16 protein-coding genes are annotated in these 17966 nt (G+C 60.9%); 6 read left to right on the top strand and 10 right to left on the bottom strand.

The genetic code is table 11. The annotated features are described in order from the left end of the window. Positions 1 to 121 precede the first annotated feature (121 nt). The 3 genes from R4P65_RS26005 (at position 122) to R4P65_RS25995 (ending at position 3263) form a co-directional block, all read left to right on the top strand. Positions 122 to 847: a GntR family transcriptional regulator gene (locus R4P65_RS26005; protein ID WP_317828649.1), complete on the top strand. Its 726-nt coding sequence runs from the start codon at positions 122 to 124 to the stop codon at positions 845 to 847. 107 nt (positions 848 to 954) lie between these two features. Next, the gene (locus R4P65_RS26000; protein ID WP_317828648.1) at positions 955 to 2529 is read left to right on the top strand and encodes an NCS1 family nucleobase:cation symporter-1; all 1575 of its coding nucleotides are present in this window, start codon (positions 955 to 957) and stop codon (positions 2527 to 2529) included. A gap of 5 nt (positions 2530 to 2534) precedes the next feature. Further along, complete coding sequence (locus tag R4P65_RS25995) at positions 2535 to 3263, top strand: aspartate/glutamate racemase family protein (RefSeq protein WP_317828647.1); 729 nt, start codon at positions 2535 to 2537, stop codon at positions 3261 to 3263. On the opposite strand, the gene R4P65_RS25990 is transcribed toward R4P65_RS25995, so the two are convergent. Both R4P65_RS25990 and R4P65_RS25985 read right to left on the bottom strand, forming a co-directional pair. Then, entirely contained in the window at positions 3230 to 4405 is a 1176-nt protein-coding gene (locus tag R4P65_RS25990) for an MFS transporter (protein WP_317828646.1), read from the bottom strand. The genes R4P65_RS25995 and R4P65_RS25990 overlap by 34 nt on opposite strands. 100 nt (positions 4406 to 4505) lie before the next feature. Next, complete coding sequence (locus tag R4P65_RS25985; RefSeq protein WP_317828645.1) at positions 4506 to 4817, bottom strand: metalloregulator ArsR/SmtB family transcription factor; 312 nt, start codon at positions 4815 to 4817, stop codon at positions 4506 to 4508. 338 nt (positions 4818 to 5155) lie between these two features. On the opposite strand from R4P65_RS25985, the gene R4P65_RS25980 reads away from it, so the two are divergent. Together R4P65_RS25980 and R4P65_RS25975 are read left to right on the top strand one after the other, a co-directional pair. Further along, positions 5156 to 6406, top strand: a complete 1251-nt coding sequence (locus R4P65_RS25980) for an MCE family protein (RefSeq protein ID WP_411742589.1) — start codon at positions 5156 to 5158, stop codon at positions 6404 to 6406. Positions 6407 to 6488: 82 nt separating this feature from the next. Continuing rightward, the gene (locus tag R4P65_RS25975) at positions 6489 to 7244 is read left to right on the top strand and encodes a class I SAM-dependent methyltransferase (RefSeq protein WP_230814751.1); all 756 of its coding nucleotides are present in this window, start codon (positions 6489 to 6491) and stop codon (positions 7242 to 7244) included. Positions 7245 to 7288: 44 nt separating this feature from the next. Here the strand turns inward: R4P65_RS25975 and R4P65_RS25970 are convergent, their stop codons facing one another. The 8 genes from R4P65_RS25970 to R4P65_RS25935 all read right to left on the bottom strand — a co-directional run bounded on the left by R4P65_RS25970 (position 7289) and on the right by R4P65_RS25935 (position 16876). Beyond that, complete coding sequence (locus tag R4P65_RS25970; RefSeq protein ID WP_317828644.1) at positions 7289 to 8041, bottom strand: MerR family transcriptional regulator; 753 nt, start codon at positions 8039 to 8041, stop codon at positions 7289 to 7291. 75 nt (positions 8042 to 8116) lie between these two features. Beyond that, positions 8117 to 9604 carry a flavin-containing monooxygenase gene (locus R4P65_RS25965; protein WP_230814628.1) on the bottom strand — a complete coding sequence of 496 codons (1488 nt, stop codon included), beginning with the start codon at positions 9602 to 9604 and terminating at the stop codon, positions 8117 to 8119. Next, positions 9601 to 10521 carry a ferritin-like domain-containing protein gene (locus R4P65_RS25960; RefSeq protein ID WP_283302521.1) on the bottom strand — a complete coding sequence of 307 codons (921 nt, stop codon included), beginning with the start codon at positions 10519 to 10521 and terminating at the stop codon, positions 9601 to 9603. Before R4P65_RS25960 ends, R4P65_RS25965 begins: the two co-directional genes overlap by 4 nt. Position 10522: 1 nt before the next feature. Beyond that, positions 10523 to 11434, bottom strand: coding sequence for an SDR family NAD(P)-dependent oxidoreductase (locus tag R4P65_RS25955; protein WP_317828643.1), 912 nt, complete (start codon positions 11432 to 11434; stop codon positions 10523 to 10525). 159 nt (positions 11435 to 11593) lie between these two features. Continuing rightward, positions 11594 to 12535: an allantoinase PuuE gene (puuE, locus tag R4P65_RS25950; protein ID WP_317828642.1), complete on the bottom strand. Its 942-nt coding sequence runs from the start codon at positions 12533 to 12535 to the stop codon at positions 11594 to 11596. 16 nt (positions 12536 to 12551) lie between these two features. Beyond that, positions 12552 to 13538: an allantoicase gene (alc, locus tag R4P65_RS25945; protein WP_317828641.1), complete on the bottom strand. Its 987-nt coding sequence runs from the start codon at positions 13536 to 13538 to the stop codon at positions 12552 to 12554. Positions 13539 to 13541: 3 nt separating this feature from the next. After that, positions 13542 to 14786: a DUF6986 family protein gene (locus tag R4P65_RS25940; RefSeq protein ID WP_317828640.1), complete on the bottom strand. Its 1245-nt coding sequence runs from the start codon at positions 14784 to 14786 to the stop codon at positions 13542 to 13544. A 62-nt stretch (positions 14787 to 14848) separates the two neighbouring features. Continuing rightward, a complete protein-coding gene (locus tag R4P65_RS25935; RefSeq protein WP_317828639.1) occupies positions 14849 to 16876 on the bottom strand; it encodes a CocE/NonD family hydrolase in 2028 nt (675 codons plus the stop codon). A 92-nt stretch (positions 16877 to 16968) separates the two neighbouring features. Here R4P65_RS25935 and R4P65_RS25930 point away from each other — a divergent pair, with 92 nt between their 5' ends. Continuing rightward, positions 16969 to 17940 carry a pseudouridine synthase gene (locus R4P65_RS25930; RefSeq protein ID WP_411742588.1) on the top strand — a complete coding sequence of 324 codons (972 nt, stop codon included), beginning with the start codon at positions 16969 to 16971 and terminating at the stop codon, positions 17938 to 17940. The last annotated feature ends 26 nt before the right edge of the window (positions 17941 to 17966 follow it).

Here is a 17966-nt window from a genome sequence, read left to right as displayed (position 1 = left end):
TTCGCTTGTGATCGGAGCCCTCATGTTCCCCCTCGAGTGCGCGATTCACGACGGCCACACCGGTGTCACGCGGGCGAAACAACATATTTCTACGCTGGCAGATACACGAAGGGAGAGCGACATGCCGCCGCGCCGTAGATCGGTACTGTTGACGCAACTGGTAATCGATGCTCCCGGTAGTCCACAACAAGCGATCCTCGACGAACTGCGGCGAGTGATTCTGTCCGGTTCGGCGCCTCCGGGTACCCCGATTCCTCTCGGCGACGTGGCTGATGTATTCGGTGTCAGCCGAATACCAGTGCGGGAATCACTGAAAACCCTGGTCGGAGAATCTTTGGTCGACCACCGACATCAACTCGGCTACACAGTTGCTCAGTTGACGCCGGCGGAATTGCGTGAGATGTACATCGTCCGCGAAACTCTCGAATCAGCTGCGTTGGCCGTCGCGGTCGAGCAGGCCACCGAGGAGGATCACGAACACGCCGTCGAGGTGAACTCCCGTCTGGAGATCGCATTGCGCTTCGACGACTCTCAGTCCTATCACTGCGAGAGCAGAAACTTTCACCTCGCACTGACCCGACCTTCGCACATGCTTCGACTTCTGCACATGTTCGAAGCTGCCTGGAACATCACCGAACCGGTTCAGCCGATGGTCCATGTTGCCGGCGTCGATCGCCAGGTTCTGCACTCGGATCACACCGCGATGCTGGACGCATTCCTGCACCGGGACGCAGCCGCCCTACTGAGTGCTTCCGAAATCCATCATCGCCGACTCAATTCCGTGATCGCGACTCTGCCCACAAACACCGGTCTACTGGCCGAAAAAGATATACCGATCGCGCAATAACTGTGCAACACAGCGTCGATACCTTTCTCTCAACACGGTTTTCATCACTGACGCTGAGAGCTTGTGCTCTGTCCGCTGATTTCCTGCACTGATGCACAGGAGCTGTCATGACCGACATTCTTCCGTCTCGAACGACCTCTACACCTACTCCCGCAATGGACACCGGCCCAGGTGACCTGGTCGAAGCCGCGGGCCACCCTGTCGGCAGCGGTTTGATCAAGCCCGGCTACGACCCACGTTTGACCAATGAGGATCTGGCTCCGCTACGCAAGCAGACCTGGTCGTCGTACAACATCTTCGCCTTCTGGATGTCCGACGTACACAGCGTCGGTGGATATGTCACCGCTGGTAGCCTTTTCGCGCTCGGACTGGCCAGTTGGCAAGTACTCGTCGCCTTGCTGGTCGGCATCACGATCGTCTATTTCTTCTGTAATCTGGTCGCCAAACCGAGCCAGGCCACCGGCGTGCCCTATCCGGTGATCTGCCGTAGCGTGTTCGGCGTCCTCGGCGCGAACATCCCGGCAATAATTCGTGGCCTGATTGCCGTGGCTTGGTACGGGATTCAAACCTTCCTTGCTTCGGCAGCGCTCGATGTCGTACTGATCAAACTCTTTCCGTCACTCGCGCCCTATGCAGTCGTCGAAGACTACGGATTCGCTGGGCTCTCCGCGCTTGGTTGGGGTAGTTTCATGCTGCTGTGGGTATTGCAGGCCTGCGTGTTCTGGCGAGGCATGGAGTCGATCCGCCGGTTCATCGACTTCTGTGGGCCGGCAGTGTATGTCGTGATGTTCATGCTGTGCGGCTACCTCATCTACCAAGCAGGCTGGAGCGCAATCGATCTCACACTCGGCGACGTCAAGTACTCGGGTTTCGACGCCGTACCGGTCATGCTCGGTGCAATCGCTCTGGTTGTCTCGTACTTCTCCGGACCGATGCTCAACTTCGGCGACTTCTCCCGCTACGGGAAGTCGTTCGCTGCAGTCAAGAAGGGCAACTTCCTCGGTTTGCCGGTCAACTTCCTCGTGTTCTCGGTTCTGGTCGTCGTCACGGCATCGTTGACACTGCCGGTGTACGGCGAACTGATCACTGATCCCGTTGCAACCGTGGCACGAATCGACAGTACCTTCGCCATCGTCCTCGGCGCACTAACCTTCACCATCGCCACGATCGGCATCAACATCGTCGCCAACTTCATCTCTCCGGCCTTCGACTTCTCCAACGTCAGCCCACAGAAGATCAGCTGGCGCGCCGGCGGAATGATCGCAGCGATCGGCTCGATCCTCATCACCCCGTGGAACCTCTACAACAATCCGGACGTCATCCACTACACGCTCGAAACCCTCGGAGCGTTCATCGGTCCGCTGTTCGGAATCCTGATCTCCGACTACTACCTCGTGCGCAAGCAGAAGGTGATCGTCGACGAACTGTTCAGCATGTCACCTACCGGAACCTACTGGTACAGCAAGGGATACAACCCGGCCGCAGTGATCGCAACCGTCGTGGGAGCAGTCGTCGCGATGGTCCCGGTGCTGGCCAAAGATCTCACCGGGATGTACACGGCAGCACAGTACAGCTGGTTCATCGGTTGCGGACTTGGATTTGCCGTCTACTACTTGCTCGCCACGCGTACCCTCCTGGCTGTCCGGAATACTTCCTCCGCGGAAACCACGACGGTCGATTGAACGTCATGAGAATCAAGGTGATCAACCCCAACACCACGTGGGCGATGACTGCCAAGATCGAGGAATGTGCCCGGGCCGTCTCCGGTCCGGGCACATTCGTCGAGGCGGTCAGCCCTGTCATGGGTCCCGCGTCGATCGAAAGCCACTACGACGAAGCTCTCAGCGTCCCAGGGATTCTCGCCGAGATCGCGTCCGGCGAGAAGAACGGTGTCGACGGATATGTCATCGCCTGCTTCGGGGATCCAGGTCTGGATGCAGCCCGCGAACTGGCCAGGGGTCCAGTGGTTGCGATCGCCGAGGCGGCGATGAATTACGCCGGCTTCCTGGGCCGCGGATTCAGCGTTGTGACCACCCTCGGTCGAACCCGTGGCCGCGCTGCCGACCTGGTGGACCGTTACGGGATGCAGGCCCGCTGCCGTGGTATCCACTCCTGCGAGATTCCGGTTCTCGAACTCGATCGTGATCCCGATGCGCGAAAAGTGATCCTGGAAGCCTGTTTCGACGCACTGGAACGAGACGACTCGGACGTCCTCGTTCTGGGTTGTGCAGGTATGGCGGACCTGTGCCAGGAACTGTCTGCCGAGCTGGGGGTGCCGGTAGTGGACGGCGTTGCCGCTGCCGTCACGATGGTTCAATCCTTGATCACGCTTGGATTGTCGACCAGTGCGCGCGGTGAGTTCTCGCGGCCACTTCCTAAGAATTACACCGGAACTTTGGCGCCGTTCTCGTTGTGAGCCCGCCCGAGCGACAATCGAGCGATGATCGTTGCCAGGGCGAGAGCGGCTAAAATGACTCCGGCCCAGACCAATTGACGTGTTCCGAGATGTGCGAGAAACAAGCCGCCTGTCGCTGTTCCGAGCGTGATTCCCAGATTGGAGAACGAAATGAACAGGCTGTTACCGAACTCGGGCGCATCAGCCGAATCTCGTCCCATCCAACTCTGCGAAACGACCAGTCCACCGGAATGCACCATGCCCCACACCAACACGGCTACAGTTATCGCGGCAGAGTACGGCCCCACCAGATAGATCACGACGTACACGACGATGTACAGCAACGGGAAAGCCACCACCGTTCGCACCACATTCTTTCCGAGCATCGCACCGAACACGAAGTTCCCGAAGATCATCACGACACCGAAAGCCAAGAGCATCGCGCTGATCCACGATCCGCTCATCCCGGTCACCCCGCCGAGATATTCGGCGAAGTATCCGTACACCGAAAACATGGCTGCGAAGACGAAGGTGACGGAAAGAATGGTCAACCACACGCGGGGCCGGCGAAGTATTCCGACCTGCGCGCCGTACGACATGCGTTGTGTCACCGGGGTCGAGGGCAGAAGTGTCAGAATTCCGAAAAACGCGAAGACGTTGACTACAGCGCCGAAAACGAATGCTGTCGACACCGTGAAGTTCTCGGCCAGATACGACGTCAACGGCACACCGAACGCAAATCCGACAGTGACACCGGCAAATACCTTCGTGACCGCAGAAGTTGCCTCCTCCGGTGGCACCAGACGAACCGCACTCGCGAGCGCGAGAGCGAAGAAGACCGGATGAACGACGGCGGGGATGATTCGGAAAGCAAACATCACCTCGAAACTCGACGTTGTCGCATACACCAGATTGGAAACCGCGAAGACTGCAATCGCCACCAACAGAACGGTTTTCCGGTTGATTCCCGAAGTGAAAAGCGTCGTGAAGGGACCGGTCACCGCCACGACGAGCGCAAACACGCCGACCAACCATCCAGCATCAGACGCGGTGATGCTGAACTTGTCGCTGACCTGGGGCAGAACCCCAATAATCCCCATCTCGGTGGTGATGATTCCGAATACGCCCAATGCCAGAACGGGAATCAACAATTTCGACTTCACAACACACTCCTCGTACTGCGCCACACGGGCGCGAAACAAATATATATCTAGATATGTAGATATGATTGGAGGACAACGATCGTCGCGGAAAACCCAACTGTCACAGTTTTTCGCGAACGAATTCCCTGAACTCGTCGATCACGGCTTCATTCCGCCGGTAGTACGTCCACTTCCCAATACGTTCGGACTCGAGCAGGCCCACATCCTTCATGCCCTGCAGATACCCCGAGATCACCGACTGCGCGAGCCCCGATCGCGACTGAATGTCACCAACACAGACTCCGATGTGAAAACCGAGATCCTGTTGCGTGTACGAGTCCTCGTCGAAGTACTTCGCCGGACGTGCGAGCCACTCCATGATCTGCAGGCGAGTCGGGTTGGACAGCGACTTGAAGATCGCCAAAGCATCCATCGATCACACCTCACCCTTCGCCGAGCGGAACGCATCTACTTTTATAGATACGAACGGCGAAGTCAAGCTTGCGCGGCGCATGGAAGGTTGTACATCACACATCGAGGCGTGAAGTGAGCTGTGCCACTTGAATTTCAGTGACCTGCGGAAACATGCGCCCCGACTTTCTATCTGTGACGACTTGTTTATAGTTATCGCCAACAACGAATTGTCGGAACTTTCCGGTTCACCTCAGAACGTCCGTGGGTGAACACAATTCGCTCAACATCAGCCGTACCCGGCTTGTCATTCGGGAGTCGAACCATGAGCACACCACACCAGTTCGGGCTCGATCTCTGATGGTGATGTCGAGGCTCGCCAAATGGCAGCTGGTCGCTCTCGTCGCCGTCGCGCTACTCGGGTTGATCTACGTCGGTGCCAAATACGTACGGCTGGACAATCTTCTGGGATTCGGCCAGTACACGGTCAAGACCGAACTGGCGACGTCCGGCGGCATCTTCACCAACGCCGAAGTGACCTACCGTGGTGTGCCTGTCGGACGCGTCGGCGACATGTCGCTCACGTCCGACGGAATCGAAGTCGACCTGTTGATCGACAGCAGTGCTCCCCAGATCCCCGCATCCGCGCGAGCCGTCGTGGCCAATCGCTCAGCCATCGGCGAGCAGTACGTCGACCTGCAGCCCGATACCGACCAGGGCCCGTTCCTCGAAAACGGCTCGGTGATCGCTGTGGGCGACACCACCACGCCGATCCCGATCGAGAACGTCTTGACCAGCGCCGACGGTCTGGTGCACTCCGTTCCGGTCGACGCCCTCCACACCGTCGCGAAGGAACTCGGCGCGGCATTCAACGGCAAGGGCGAAGATCTCCAGGTACTTGCCGACTCGCTGTCGGGGATTTCCCAGTCGGGCCTCGACACCCTTCCCCAGACCCTCGGACTGATCCGCGACAGCCAGACGGTACTCACAACCCAGTCCGATCAATCGTCGGCGATCAAGCAGTTCAGCACCGACCTCGACGCACTGACCGCGCAGTTGCGCACCAGCGACCCCGACATCCGACGCGTGATCGACAACGGCATACCGGCCAGCGAACAAGTCGGCGCACTCGTCACCGAAGCCGGTCCTGCGCTTACGACCAACCTCTCCAACCTCGCCGCCGTTGCATCGGCGGCCGCACCGACAGTGCCTACCCTGCAGCCCTTCTTGCTCTTTCTCCCTGCGCTCGCCGGTGCAGCGCCCACTGTGGCACCAGCAGATGGAACCGTGCACCTGGGCTTGGTGCTCGAGACCAACAACCCGCTCTCGTGCACCGTCGGATACGAAGGGACCATGGCGATCCTCGACGAGATGAAGCGCAAAGACCCGAACTTCGACGACACCACACAGGACTTTCCGCTGAACACCGCTGCCAACTGCCAGGCACCTCAGGGCAGTGAAACGGGTGTCCGCAGCGCCAACCGCATCGCCTTTGCCGATCCGAACACCTCGCAGCCGTGGGACAGCAAGCCCAAGGTGGACCCGGACAAGCTCGATCTCAATCCGATCGCCACCCAACTTGCACCGATGCTCGGCGCCACCCCGAAGTAGCCGTAAACGACTGGCACCGTCAGTGCTCGCCGACCATGATGATGTGATGTCAGAAGGAACGCCTGAGGGCAAGCCACAGGGGATGTCACGAAGTTTCGACGAACTCGTAGCCGAAGCCGAATCCGCCTCCGTCGACGGATGGGATTTCTCGTGGCTCGACGGGCGCGCTACGGAGCAGCGTCCCACGTGGGGATACCAGAAACTGATGGGTCAACGTCTCGGCGGTGCCGGCGCTGCGCTGGACATCCAGACCGGCGGCGGCGAAGTCCTTGCCGCCGCACCATCACTCCCGTCCGTGATGGCAGCTACCGAATCCTGGCCACCGAATGTCGCCAAGGCCACTGCCCTTCTGCGTCCGCGAGGTGTGGTGGTCGTCGCGGACGCAGACGAGCCACCGCTACCGTTTGCCGATTCGGCATTCGATCTGGTGACCAGCCGGCACCCCGCGACAGTGTGGTGGTCCGAGATCGCGCGCGTGCTCGAACCCGGGGGAACGTACTTCGCCCAACATGTGGGTCACGCAAGCGTGTTCGAACTTGTCGAGTACTTTCTCGGACCCCAGCCGGAGGCTCGTCGCGGACGGCACTACGAGGACGAAAGTGCTGACGCGATTGCGGCCGGGCTCACCATCGTCGACCTTCGTTTCGAGCGTCTGCGCATGGAATTCTTCGACATCGGCGCCGTTGTCTACTTCTTACGCAAGGTGATCTGGATGGTTCCGGGATTCACCGTGGCGCAGTACCGAGACCGACTCCGCGAACTCGACGCGCAGATCCGTCGCGACGGATCGTTTGTCGCATACTCGAGTCGATTCCTGATCGAGGCACGCAAGAGCTGAGCGCACCGCGACGGGGCAGCGCATCCCGAACGTGATCGAAGCTGCTACTCCGACTCGTCGACGTCGCTCCGCGAGCCGATCGCAGCGGCGAGATAGTCGCCGAGTTCACGCTGAAGGTTCGCGTCGAGCGCCCTGGCCAGTGCCGAATGTACCGACGCCACACCGAGTTCACGCATCGTCTGGAGCATCTCGGCGGTTCCGGCAACCTCGTCGCCCTCCGGGAGCCAACCGACCCCGTGCTGATCGACGATGCGATCCTTCGCCGCCTGAATCAGGTCTTTCGCGATTCCGTCCACGGCGTTGTGGAGCTTTTCATGCACATCGACAAGGTGATCGAGAGTGAAACCGTATTCGAGGAGACTCGAAAACCCGCTGAGCAAAGCAGGATCGGTGAAAACGCATTTCTCTCCTTCGATCTCTACCAGTCCGAGATCTACGAGACGATCCAGTTGACCATCCGCATCGCCCCCGAGAAATTCGCGTACGACGGTCATCTCGATACTCACTGTGTCACTGCGGGACCATGGTTCGGTGACCGCGTGTTGCAGACCCAGCACCTCTGTCAGGTCTTTCCCGGTTTCCCACCCGGTGATGAAGTCGTCGATATGCGCAGTGGTGAAACCTCGTTGAAGAAGTGTGTCGATCAGTTTGAGGCGTTCGAGGTGCGCGTCGCCGTAGATGCCTACCCGCCCCCGCTTCTCCGGCGGAGGAAGCAATCCGCGTTCCTGATATGCCCGTACATTCCGCGAGGTAGTGCCCGCAGCCCGCGCGAGATCGTCGATGCGGTACTCGGTCACCGCCTCGTCTCCTCTGCCGCGTCGGTCGTCACGATTCCAACTTAGTGGCAACACCAGGCCTGTCAGAACCCGGGATCAGGTCTGCGCAGTGTCTTTCTCGCGCACCGTGCTCGTGTAGTCCCGAAGATCCACCGATTTCAATTGGTTCACGTACTGGGTCGCGAAACCGGGAAACATCGTGGCGTTGAAACCTTCGTCAGTGAGATACCAACTCGAACATCCAGAGTTCCACGTGGTCTTCGACAGCCGCCGCTGCAACTCGACGTTGTACGCATCTTCGACATCTTGACGAACATCGAGTGCCTTGAGGTCGCGCTCGAGGACGATCTTGATCGCTTGTGCGAGATAGTCGAGTTGCGCTTCCATGTACACGAGGGCGGAGCTGTGCCCCGGACCCGAGTTGGGTCCGAAGGTGAAATACAGGTTGGGGTAGCCGGATACCGCGATGCTCTTATACGCACGCGCCCCGGATTTCCACTCCTGTGCGAGCACACGTCCACCCCTTCCGATGATCGGGACCGGTGTTCCGGTCTTGCAAACGTCGAAGCCGGTGGCGAACACAATGCAGTCGAATTGATGCTCGATCCCTTCGACCGTGCGAATGCCATGTGGGGCCAGTCTCGCGATCGGCCAGGTCACGAGTGTGCAATTGTCCTGCTGGAGAGCCGGGTAATACTCGCTGGTCATCAGCAACCGCTTACACCCAGCCCGAAAGTCGGGAGTGAGTTGTCGCCGCAACCACGGGTCCTTCACCTGCATACGCAGATGAAGACGCCCGACTGTCTCCACCACCCTCGTCAACGGGGATTGCCAGACCACCCCGAGTGCTACCGATTCGTGCCCCCAGTACCAAGCCCGACGCGCCAGAGTCTGGACGCCCGGATGACGACGGTACAGCTCCTTGGTCCGAGGTCGGGTGCGTAGGTTTGCTCGCGGCAATGCCCATCCGGGTGTTCGTTGGAAAACCTTCACAGATCGTGCAGTTTTGACGAGTTCCGGGACGATCTGGACGCCACTGGCGCCGGTTCCGATCACTGCGACTCGCTTGTCGGTGAAGTCGTAGTCATGGTCCCAGCGAGCGCTGTGAATCTTGTGTCCTTCGTAGCTCTCCAAACCCGGAACAGCAGGAAAGCTGACGTTCGCGAGCGGACCCGACGCCATGACGACGGTCCGGGCAACGAGCGCTTCACGGCCCTCGAGCGCGATCGTCCAGACACCGGTCTGCTCGTCCCACTCGATGCCCGTGACGTTGCACAGAAACCGAATCTTCGGATCGAGGCCGAACTCTTTCACCATCGTTCGGATGTAGCCGAGGATCTCCGCGCTGGCTGAGTAGGTGTGCGACCAGTCCGGATTCGGGGCGAAACTGTACGAGTACAGACGGGACGGAATGTCGCACGCAGCGCCCGGATACGTGTTGTCACGCCACGTCCCGCCGACTTCCGTGCCCCGTTCGAGAATGACGAAGTCCTCGATACCGTTCTGCTTCAACCGAATCGCCGCTCCGATTCCTGCGAAACCTCCACCGATGATCGCCACTGACAGCGGCTCGGCAGTACTCATGCGAGTGGCTCGTACGTCAGTTCCTTGGCCCAGGTCGGCTCGGAATTGAGTCTGCTGCCGGAAAGCCGGCCCGTGACCTTGACCATCCGATCGGCAAGCAGATGGTAGGGATGGTTGCGATTGATGACCATGTTGCCGTGCCACTTCACCACCCGATACATCGGGACGCGGAGCGCGGCCGGACTCCGTTCGCCTACGTTCCTGAACCGCTTCATCGCGGTGTAGAGCCGTTCCTCGTTCACTCCCATGTCGACGATGTTGTCGCGCATCTTGTTCAGCAACGGGATGTAACGAAGTGTCCCGATGATCAACGCCGGGTTCATCCAGGCGCCGACGGTTTCGACAACGAGCTTGCGCGTCGTCGAGTGCCCGAGCATCTCGATGACCGCAAAATCCACCGCCAGATGCCTGGACTCGTCTGCGTTGATCTTCTTGAACACAGCCTGACAGACCGGATCCTCGATCTCGTCCATGATGAACTTGACCAGGGCTCCGTCGAGCGCCACCTCGAGCATCGGTATGACGGTCCCTAGAATCGAGAGCGACAAACCATCGGAATGCTTGTCCAGCCAGTCGATGACGAGCTTGACGTTGATGTTGGGCTCGGGCATCTCGTCGCCGTCGAGCATTCCCCACCTACGCATCAGCGCGAGTTCGGCGTTGGCGTGCTTCTGTTCCTCTGCGTGGAAATGCCGATAGATGTCTCGGAGAGTTTCAGTCGGCGCCTTGAGAGCCATCGCAGCGAAGCCGCGGGCACCGACGTTCTCGATCCACATCAGGTCCGACATGAACGGTTTCAGCTTCGCATGAAGCTCTGGACTGATCGTCTCGGCACCGGGAGCATCCCAGTCGATGTCCACCAGAGCCCATTGGCGGTCCTTGATCTTCTGCAGCATTCCGTCGAAATCGAAGGACATGTCACGCTCCTTTCGTGCTCAGCGAGTTCGTCTCCGGCACCGCCGAGGTTCCAGATGATCCCGACTTCTGTTTCGGCGCAAAGCGATTGAGAACTCCGCAGCCCCACGTGTATGCAACGGGTAGATACCGCTTGAGTCGCCAGATCACCTTCGCATCGAACTGCGGCACCACGTAGAGGCGACCCTTGTCGTAGGCGTCGAGAGTGGTAACGGCGATGCGCTCCGGCGAAAAGCCGGTTCGTCGCATCAACGCCTGCGCCAATTGTGTTGCTTCCGCGGTGATTCGACCGTCGAGAGCAACATTTGTCTTGACGAAGGTCGGACACAGCACCGTCACCCGCACTCCCGTACCGGCAAGTTCAGCAGACAAGGTCTCCGAGAGCGACATCACGGCCGCTTTGCCGACGTTGTAGGGCGCCATCAGCGGCGCAGCCGCAAACCCAGCGGCCGAGGCCACGTTGATGAATCCCCCGGCGCCGCTCGCACGCAGTTGTGGAGCGAATATCTCACAGCCGTGGACGACACCCCACAGATTGATCCCGAGTGCCCACTCCCAATCGTCGAAACCGATCTCGCCCACCGGTTTTCCACCGATACCGACCCCGGCATTGTTGATCACCAGCGAAAGCGGACCCGCAAGTTCGAGTTCCGCGAACAACGCCAGGTCCTGAACCTGCTCACGAATCGACACATCGCATTGGACGGCGTGTGCGGTACCACCGACCTCATCGATGAGTGCCACTGTTTCCTTGGCCCGTTCCAGCGAGATGTCCGCGCAGATCACCTCACCGCCTCGGCGCGCCAACTCCAACGAAAAGGCACGGCCGATTCCGCTGCCGGCGCCGGTCACCACTGCGCGGGCGTTGTAGGACACCTTCGATCCGCGGTTCTTGGTCGGCTTCTTGGTTGACACTGGCCGGCTCACCTTGAAGACGCTTCGGCTGTTGTGTGTTTCTCCATCTACAAAGAGTCATCCACAACCGTGCCAGTTGTCAATGGCCTAGAATTCGATGGCGGAATACGCGCCGGTCGAACGAGTACCCGAACTGCGCGAATGAAGTCCTTTGTCGACCTACCGTGATCCCTGAGCGGGGTGCGCGGCCTTCCAGTGCTCGGCGATGTCGATTCGTCGCGTGATCCAGACCTTCTCGTGCGACTGCACATGATCCAGGAAGCGCTCGAGGGCAGCGGCACGGGCGGGGCGGCCGACAATGCGGCAGTGCAACCCGACCGACAGCATCTTCGGCGATCCGGCCGCTCCCTCCGCATACAGCACGTCGAAGGCGTCGCGTAGGTGCGCAAAGAACTGATCGCCGCTGGGAAATCCTGCGGGAGAGGCAAACCGCATGTCGTTGGTGTCAAGGGTGTAGGGAACCACCAGGTGCTTCGCCGACTCTGTTCCACGGGGCACGTCCACCCAGTACGGCAGATCGTCGGCGTACGAATCGGAGTCGTAGACGAAGCCGCCGTGCTCGACCACCAGTTCACGGGTGTTCGGTGAATCGCGTCCGGTGTACCAACCGAGAGGCGCCGAACCCGTCAGATCTCGCAGAATCTCGACTGCCTCGGCCATGTCGGCGCGTTCACGCTCGATGTCCACGGATTGGTAAGACTTCCAACGTAATCCGTGACACGCGATCTCGTGACCCAACTCCTGAAAAGCACTGACTGCTTCGGGGTTACGCTGCATTGCCCGCGCCACCGCAAAGACTGTGAGAGGCAGGTTTCGCCGCTCGAAGGTCCGCAGGACACGCCACAACCCGGCCCGAGAGCCGTATTCGTACAGCGATTCTATGCTCATGTGTCGATTCGGAAATGCTTCCGCCGGAGTCATTTCCGACAGAAAAGTCTCCGAAGCCGCGTCCCCGTCGAGGACGTTGTTCTCGGCTCCCTCTTCGTAGTTGAGTACGAACTGAACCGCTATCCGCGCGTCGCCGGGCCAGTGCGGATGCGGCGGATGAGGGCCGTACCCCACCATGTCCCGGGGATAGTCGTCGCGCGGATAGTCGCTCATGCCAACAACTTTACCGTCAGCGCCCGGAGATCACAGCGCGAGCAGCGTCGGTGAGTACGCCGAAGACTCTCAGCCGCGCCAGGCCACCGTCCGGGAAGATGTCCAGACGGACATCGGTGACCGGAACTTCGGAATCGATCGGAAAGCGATGGCGCGTGTCCGGACGCAGCGTCGTACGCGGCAACAGTTCGATCCACTCCCCTTCCGGAGTTCGGCCGGTCAGAGCGCCCTCACCTGGACTGTTTCCGAGGAAGTACGAGGTGTCGATCTCGGCGAAACTCAACACGCCTTCACCCGCGAGTTGTACTTGCACCCAGTCGTTTCCGTCGTCGCGGCGTCTGGCCGTCTCCCACCCGTCACCCATCGAAGCAGCGCGTCCGGGAAACAGAATGTTCTGCGGCGAGCTGTAGAACATATTGGAGCAATCGGTTACGCGGCCACCGTTTTCGAGTGCTGCGAGGTCCAACGGCCCGGCATCGAGGAAACGCGGGTCTGGTCGCGCTTCACCGTGAACACGGAACCTGGCAACACCGCCGTCCGGGTAGATGGTCAGCTTGACGTGTGTCCACCGCTCCTCCGAAAACACCGAGAACGGATTCTCGGAGTCGCCGTGCACGGTCGAGCGCTCGACGATGGTTGTCCACTCGTCGGAACCGGCCAGGTCGAGTGGATCCGGATACCCGTCCACGGAGATTGCTTCCACCGAGATCTCGGGCGGGTAATTGCCCTTGAACCAGGCCGTGTCGACGACGACACCTCGCACCACTCCGGGAACACCGAGGCGCACGATCGCCTCGTCGTGACCTGCCACCCGGCGACGACGCGTCTCCCAACCGTCGTACACCTGCCCCTTGTGACCGAACGTCGCCGGTTGGTATCCCGCTTTACCCGGTCGGATCAGGGCCTCACGCTCGGCGAATGCCTCGTCGTTCGCCCAGATGACGGCTCCGCCGAGGGTGCGCAGTGCCAGGTCGGGCAGCAAGGTGAATTCGGTGGTGCTCATCGGTCAGTGTTCTCCTGTGATCGGTGTGGTGCGTCCTACCAGATGGCGGAGTACGTCGGTGTCGGCGCTCGGCGCGAGCCGGAGAACCTCGGATTCCGGATAGGCCCCCGCGTCGAGCCCGCGCAGAACAACCGCCGCCAGAGCCTGTGCGGTTGCGGGTTCGTCCATCACATCGCCACCTTGGCGCCCCAGGTACGACTGGATGCGCGGGGCGGCGGCACCAAGCGCGTTGCGGTAGAAACCGAAGGTGGCGAGCCAGCGGGTGACCAGGTGCCCGGGGTGCATGTCCCACCCCTGGTAGTAACCGCGTTCCAGGGATCGTGTGACGAGCCCATGGTGCCGAGTGATCGCGTCGCGGATTGCCGTGGCACTCCCGACTGGCACGACCTGAGTGGACCCGTCGCACACCCACACGCCGGTCTGCGCGGCAGCAGCCAACATGACAGCCTTTGCGTGATCTGCCACCGGGTGTTCGAGCGACTGATGACGCGATGCAATTCCGCACGCCGCGCTGTAATCGTAAGTGCCGTAATGCAAACCGGTCAGACGACCGGCACCGCGATGGATGGCCGGAGCAACAGCCACCGTTCCGTCGGCAGCAATGACTGCCTGCGGGCTCTCGATCTGCAACTCGAACCGAAGCGAACCCGGCTCGAGTCCGTGAGCCTTCTCCAGTTCTTCACAGAGCAACACCGTCGCCGTGACCTGCTCCACCGCGCGCAGTTTGGGGACGGTGAAGACAAATCCGTCCGGCACTCCGCCGGCCGCGTCGAGCACCAACTCGAGCGTCCTGATCGAGCGCCGACGTTCACTGGCCGGCAGCCCCTTGAACCTGATGCCACCCCAGTTCGGCCCGGCAGGATCAGCGCTGAGCGCCGCGAGTGTCCGCCCGGCCGACGTCGCTGCAGCGTCTTCTTCCTCGTCGCTGCGGCGTCCGTATCCGTCCTCGAAATCTATTCGAAAGTCTTGGACCGGCTTGCGGCCGAGTTGAACTCGCACATCGGCGAGTGCGTTCTCGGTGTCGAGTTCGGCGAACACATGCGCGTGAGAATCGAGAAGCGCAATCGCCTGCTCACCCCAGAGACGAGGGGTGTCGACAGTTGCGTCTGCGGCACTGACGTAAATCGTGTGCACTGGCTGGATCTCGTCACGGTTTCCCGGGTACTGCGCCGCGAGCCGCTCGTCCACCGGGTCCAGAAGTTCGTCCAGACGATCATGGACGGCGGCGGAGAGTCGGGATTCTGTCATCGGACGATCTTCTCAGAACCTCCGCGAACCCGCAGGTTCTCACGCCGCCGTCGTAGTCCGGGTCAGCGACCCCCGACGAAGGGGACGTTGACGAAGCTCGGCCGGTCTGCAGCCAACTCGATGTGCTGCGGCTTTAGTTGACTGTCGGCGAGCATCGGCCCGAGGGCCAGGTAACGCGGCACGCTGGCAGCGTAGACGTCGACGCGGAGTCGGTGCCCCGTTTGCAGCACTGCGTCCGTCGGGAGCATGTTGATGTCGACGGTGGTGACCTCTCCGGGAACGACCGGCTGACGCGTGTCGATCGTCAGGTAGTGGTGCGGTTCACTGTAGTCACCGTTGGCCGAGCGGGTGCTTTTGGAATCGTCGACCGCCCGGAGCGACGCAGTCAGAGCGCCGTTCGTGATCGGCGTCGAGGTTCCGTCCGGCGCTACGTCGTTGACCGTCGCTGCCCAGAATCCGTCCGTCGCGTCCAGGACTGTCTCGAGATGGACGTTGATCGGGCCCGAGAGTGTGGTCGGCTCGGTCACTGCCTCACCGGTGAACGTCAGACCCTCCGCTTCCTGGAATCGGGAATCCTTGGAACACGACGCACCGAGCACCACGGAAATACCGGCAGTGCCCTGAGTTCCGTCACCGGAGCAGAAGCCTCGCAGTCCGGGTGCAACTGTCAATCGCGCTGCGGCACTGGCCGGGTCGTCGGTCAGGGAACCGTCGTACGCCGCGTGGGCGGCAGTACCGCTGGGCGCTGAGTTCAGATACATACGTTCGTAGCTCACACCCGCTCGCGGGAACTGGTCGTCCGTGATCCATCCGCCACCTTGCTGGAACATCGTCACTGGACCGTATCGATCGATTCCGTTGTCGATGCCCTTGAGCCACTTGTCGAACCACGCACGTTCGAGCACGTCGAGGCGCGGCGGCGCACCGTCCTTGCCGAACCCACCACCGGGAGTGACGTGATAGCCGTTCCCCATGATCAACTGCTTCTGTCCGAGCGGCAGATCTATTCCGTTGTAGATCCGCGGCTCACTGTTGGCGAAGATGTCGTGCCAACCGCCGTAGACCATCGTCGCAGCGGTGATGCTACTGACGTCTGCGGATCGGTCCTGATAGAACTGACCGTCTTGCGCGACTTGCAGAGTCGACGGTGACACGTCCTCGATTCTCTGAGCCGTCATCCCTTGCACCAGTTCGGGAATCAGCGTTCCCGGATCCTCGAGGCGGCTCGCCAACCACAGGGGATCGAAGTTTCCTTGCAGAATGTCCTGAATGTTCGGTACGAGTTTGAGCCCGTTGACCGCGGTCAACCACAACGGCATGAACCCGACGCCGAGGCCGCCACCGGTTCCGACGATGTCGCGCAGCAGATCGTTGCCCGGTTCGACCGGGAAGATCGCCTTCAGTGCAGGTGGATTGTTGCTCGCCGCCTGCACCGAGTTGATCGCGGAGTACGAGATGCCCGCCATCCCTACTTTCCCGTCGGACCACCCTTGCTTGCTCATCCAGTCGATGACCTCGACCGAATCCTGTTGCTCGCGCTTGCCGAGCACGTCCCAATTACCTTGGGAGAAACCGGTTCCACGTGCGTCGACCACAACCTGTGTATATCCGTTCCGGACCAGATCACGGTTGACGCCAAGGACCCTGGCACCTCCGCCGGCGATGACACCCGTCAACTCCGACACTCCGTCGAACGGCGCCGCAAGGTCGAGCGAGTTCGCCACGTCCATCAACGTCTCACCGACCTGCGGGATCGACAGAGCTGAATCCACCAGCGTGTCCAGCAGTTTCGTGTACGGCGTGATGTTGAGGACCGAAGGCGCCTTCGATTCCACGGCCCGCCCGGATGCATCCGCCGGTCGGTACACATTCGCTTGCAGAACTGTGCCGTCACTCATCGTGATGGGCACGTCCCATTCGATGGAGACCCCCGGATACTGCGGCGTCGCCTCCGTTGCCGCGAGCCAGGCCTGCCCGTCCGACCCTCCCGTCGGATCCGCAGAAGCGACGGCGCTCGGCACCGTCAATCCCACGACGCACAGCCCCACCGCAATCGTTGTCGACCTTCGACATAGAAGTCGTGTCTTCACGAAAACCCCAATTTTCTGTTGTGATGACCCAGCCCTGCCCCCACGACAGTGACCGGTGTCACTAACTTACCGGATAGTAACTTCCGCCCCATATGCCGTCAATAGGTCTGAATGCCGACCGGGCGGCTAGCTTTGAAGATGTGTCACGATCACCCCTTCCCGTCCGCGACGGCCTGAACCCCAGTCGCATCCGTCAGCCCGACGACGGCATGTGGGCGACGACGCTCGACTACCTGCTCGAACGGTTTCCTCAGGATGCCGTCCGCCTGCGGGAGAAAGTCGCTGCCAGGGAAGTCGTCGACGAGAAAGGCGTCGGAATCACCGAGACGAGCGCTTTCGCTCCCCGGCGGTTCGTCTACCTCTACCGCGACCCTCCCGTCGAGCCGCGGGTGCCATTCGAGATCGACATCCTCTATCGGGACGAGAACATCCTCGTCGTGGACAAGCCGCACTTTCTCGCGAGCACCCCGCGCGGGCGATACATCGCCGAATCGGCGTTGGTCCGCTTGCGTCGGGACCTCGATCTGCCGGAGCTGAGTCCAGCTCATCGCCTCGATCGCGTCACAGCGGGACTGCTGCTGTTCACCGTGCATCAGGCGGCCCGGCGCGGCTACCAGACCATGTTCGCCGAGCGCAGCGTCGCCAAGGAGTACGAAGCCATCGCGCGTTACGACGCTCAGGTGAGCACCCCCGTAGTCGTGCGCAGTCGCATCGTGAAAGAACGAGGGGTACTCAAGGCCGAGGAGATCGAGGGCGAGCCCAACAGCAAGTCGCGGATCGAACTGATCGAGACGCGGGACGGATTCGCGCGGTACCGGTTGATCCCCCACACCGGCAAGACCCATCAACTTCGCCTGCACATGAGCGCTGTCGGGCTCCCAATTCACGGCGACAACTTCTATCCCGACTTCTACGACGTTGCCGCAGAAGATTATTCGAATCCGCTACGCCTGCTGTCGAAGGTTCTCGAGTTCGAGGATCCGATGACCGGCCGGCTGCGACGGTTCGAAAGTCGGCGAACCCTGCCCTGGCCGGACGAATCAGGCGGTGGCGACTCGCCGTAGGGACCCCGGACCCTTCCACTGCGCCG

The sequence above is a fragment of the Rhodococcus sp. IEGM 1318 genome, assembly GCF_033142465.1.
GTDB classification, from domain to species: Bacteria; Actinomycetota; Actinomycetes; order Mycobacteriales; family Mycobacteriaceae; genus Rhodococcus_F; species Rhodococcus_F qingshengii_B.
The sequence above is the reverse complement of the archived record's forward strand: the minus strand, read 5'-3'. Positions and strand labels throughout refer to the sequence as shown.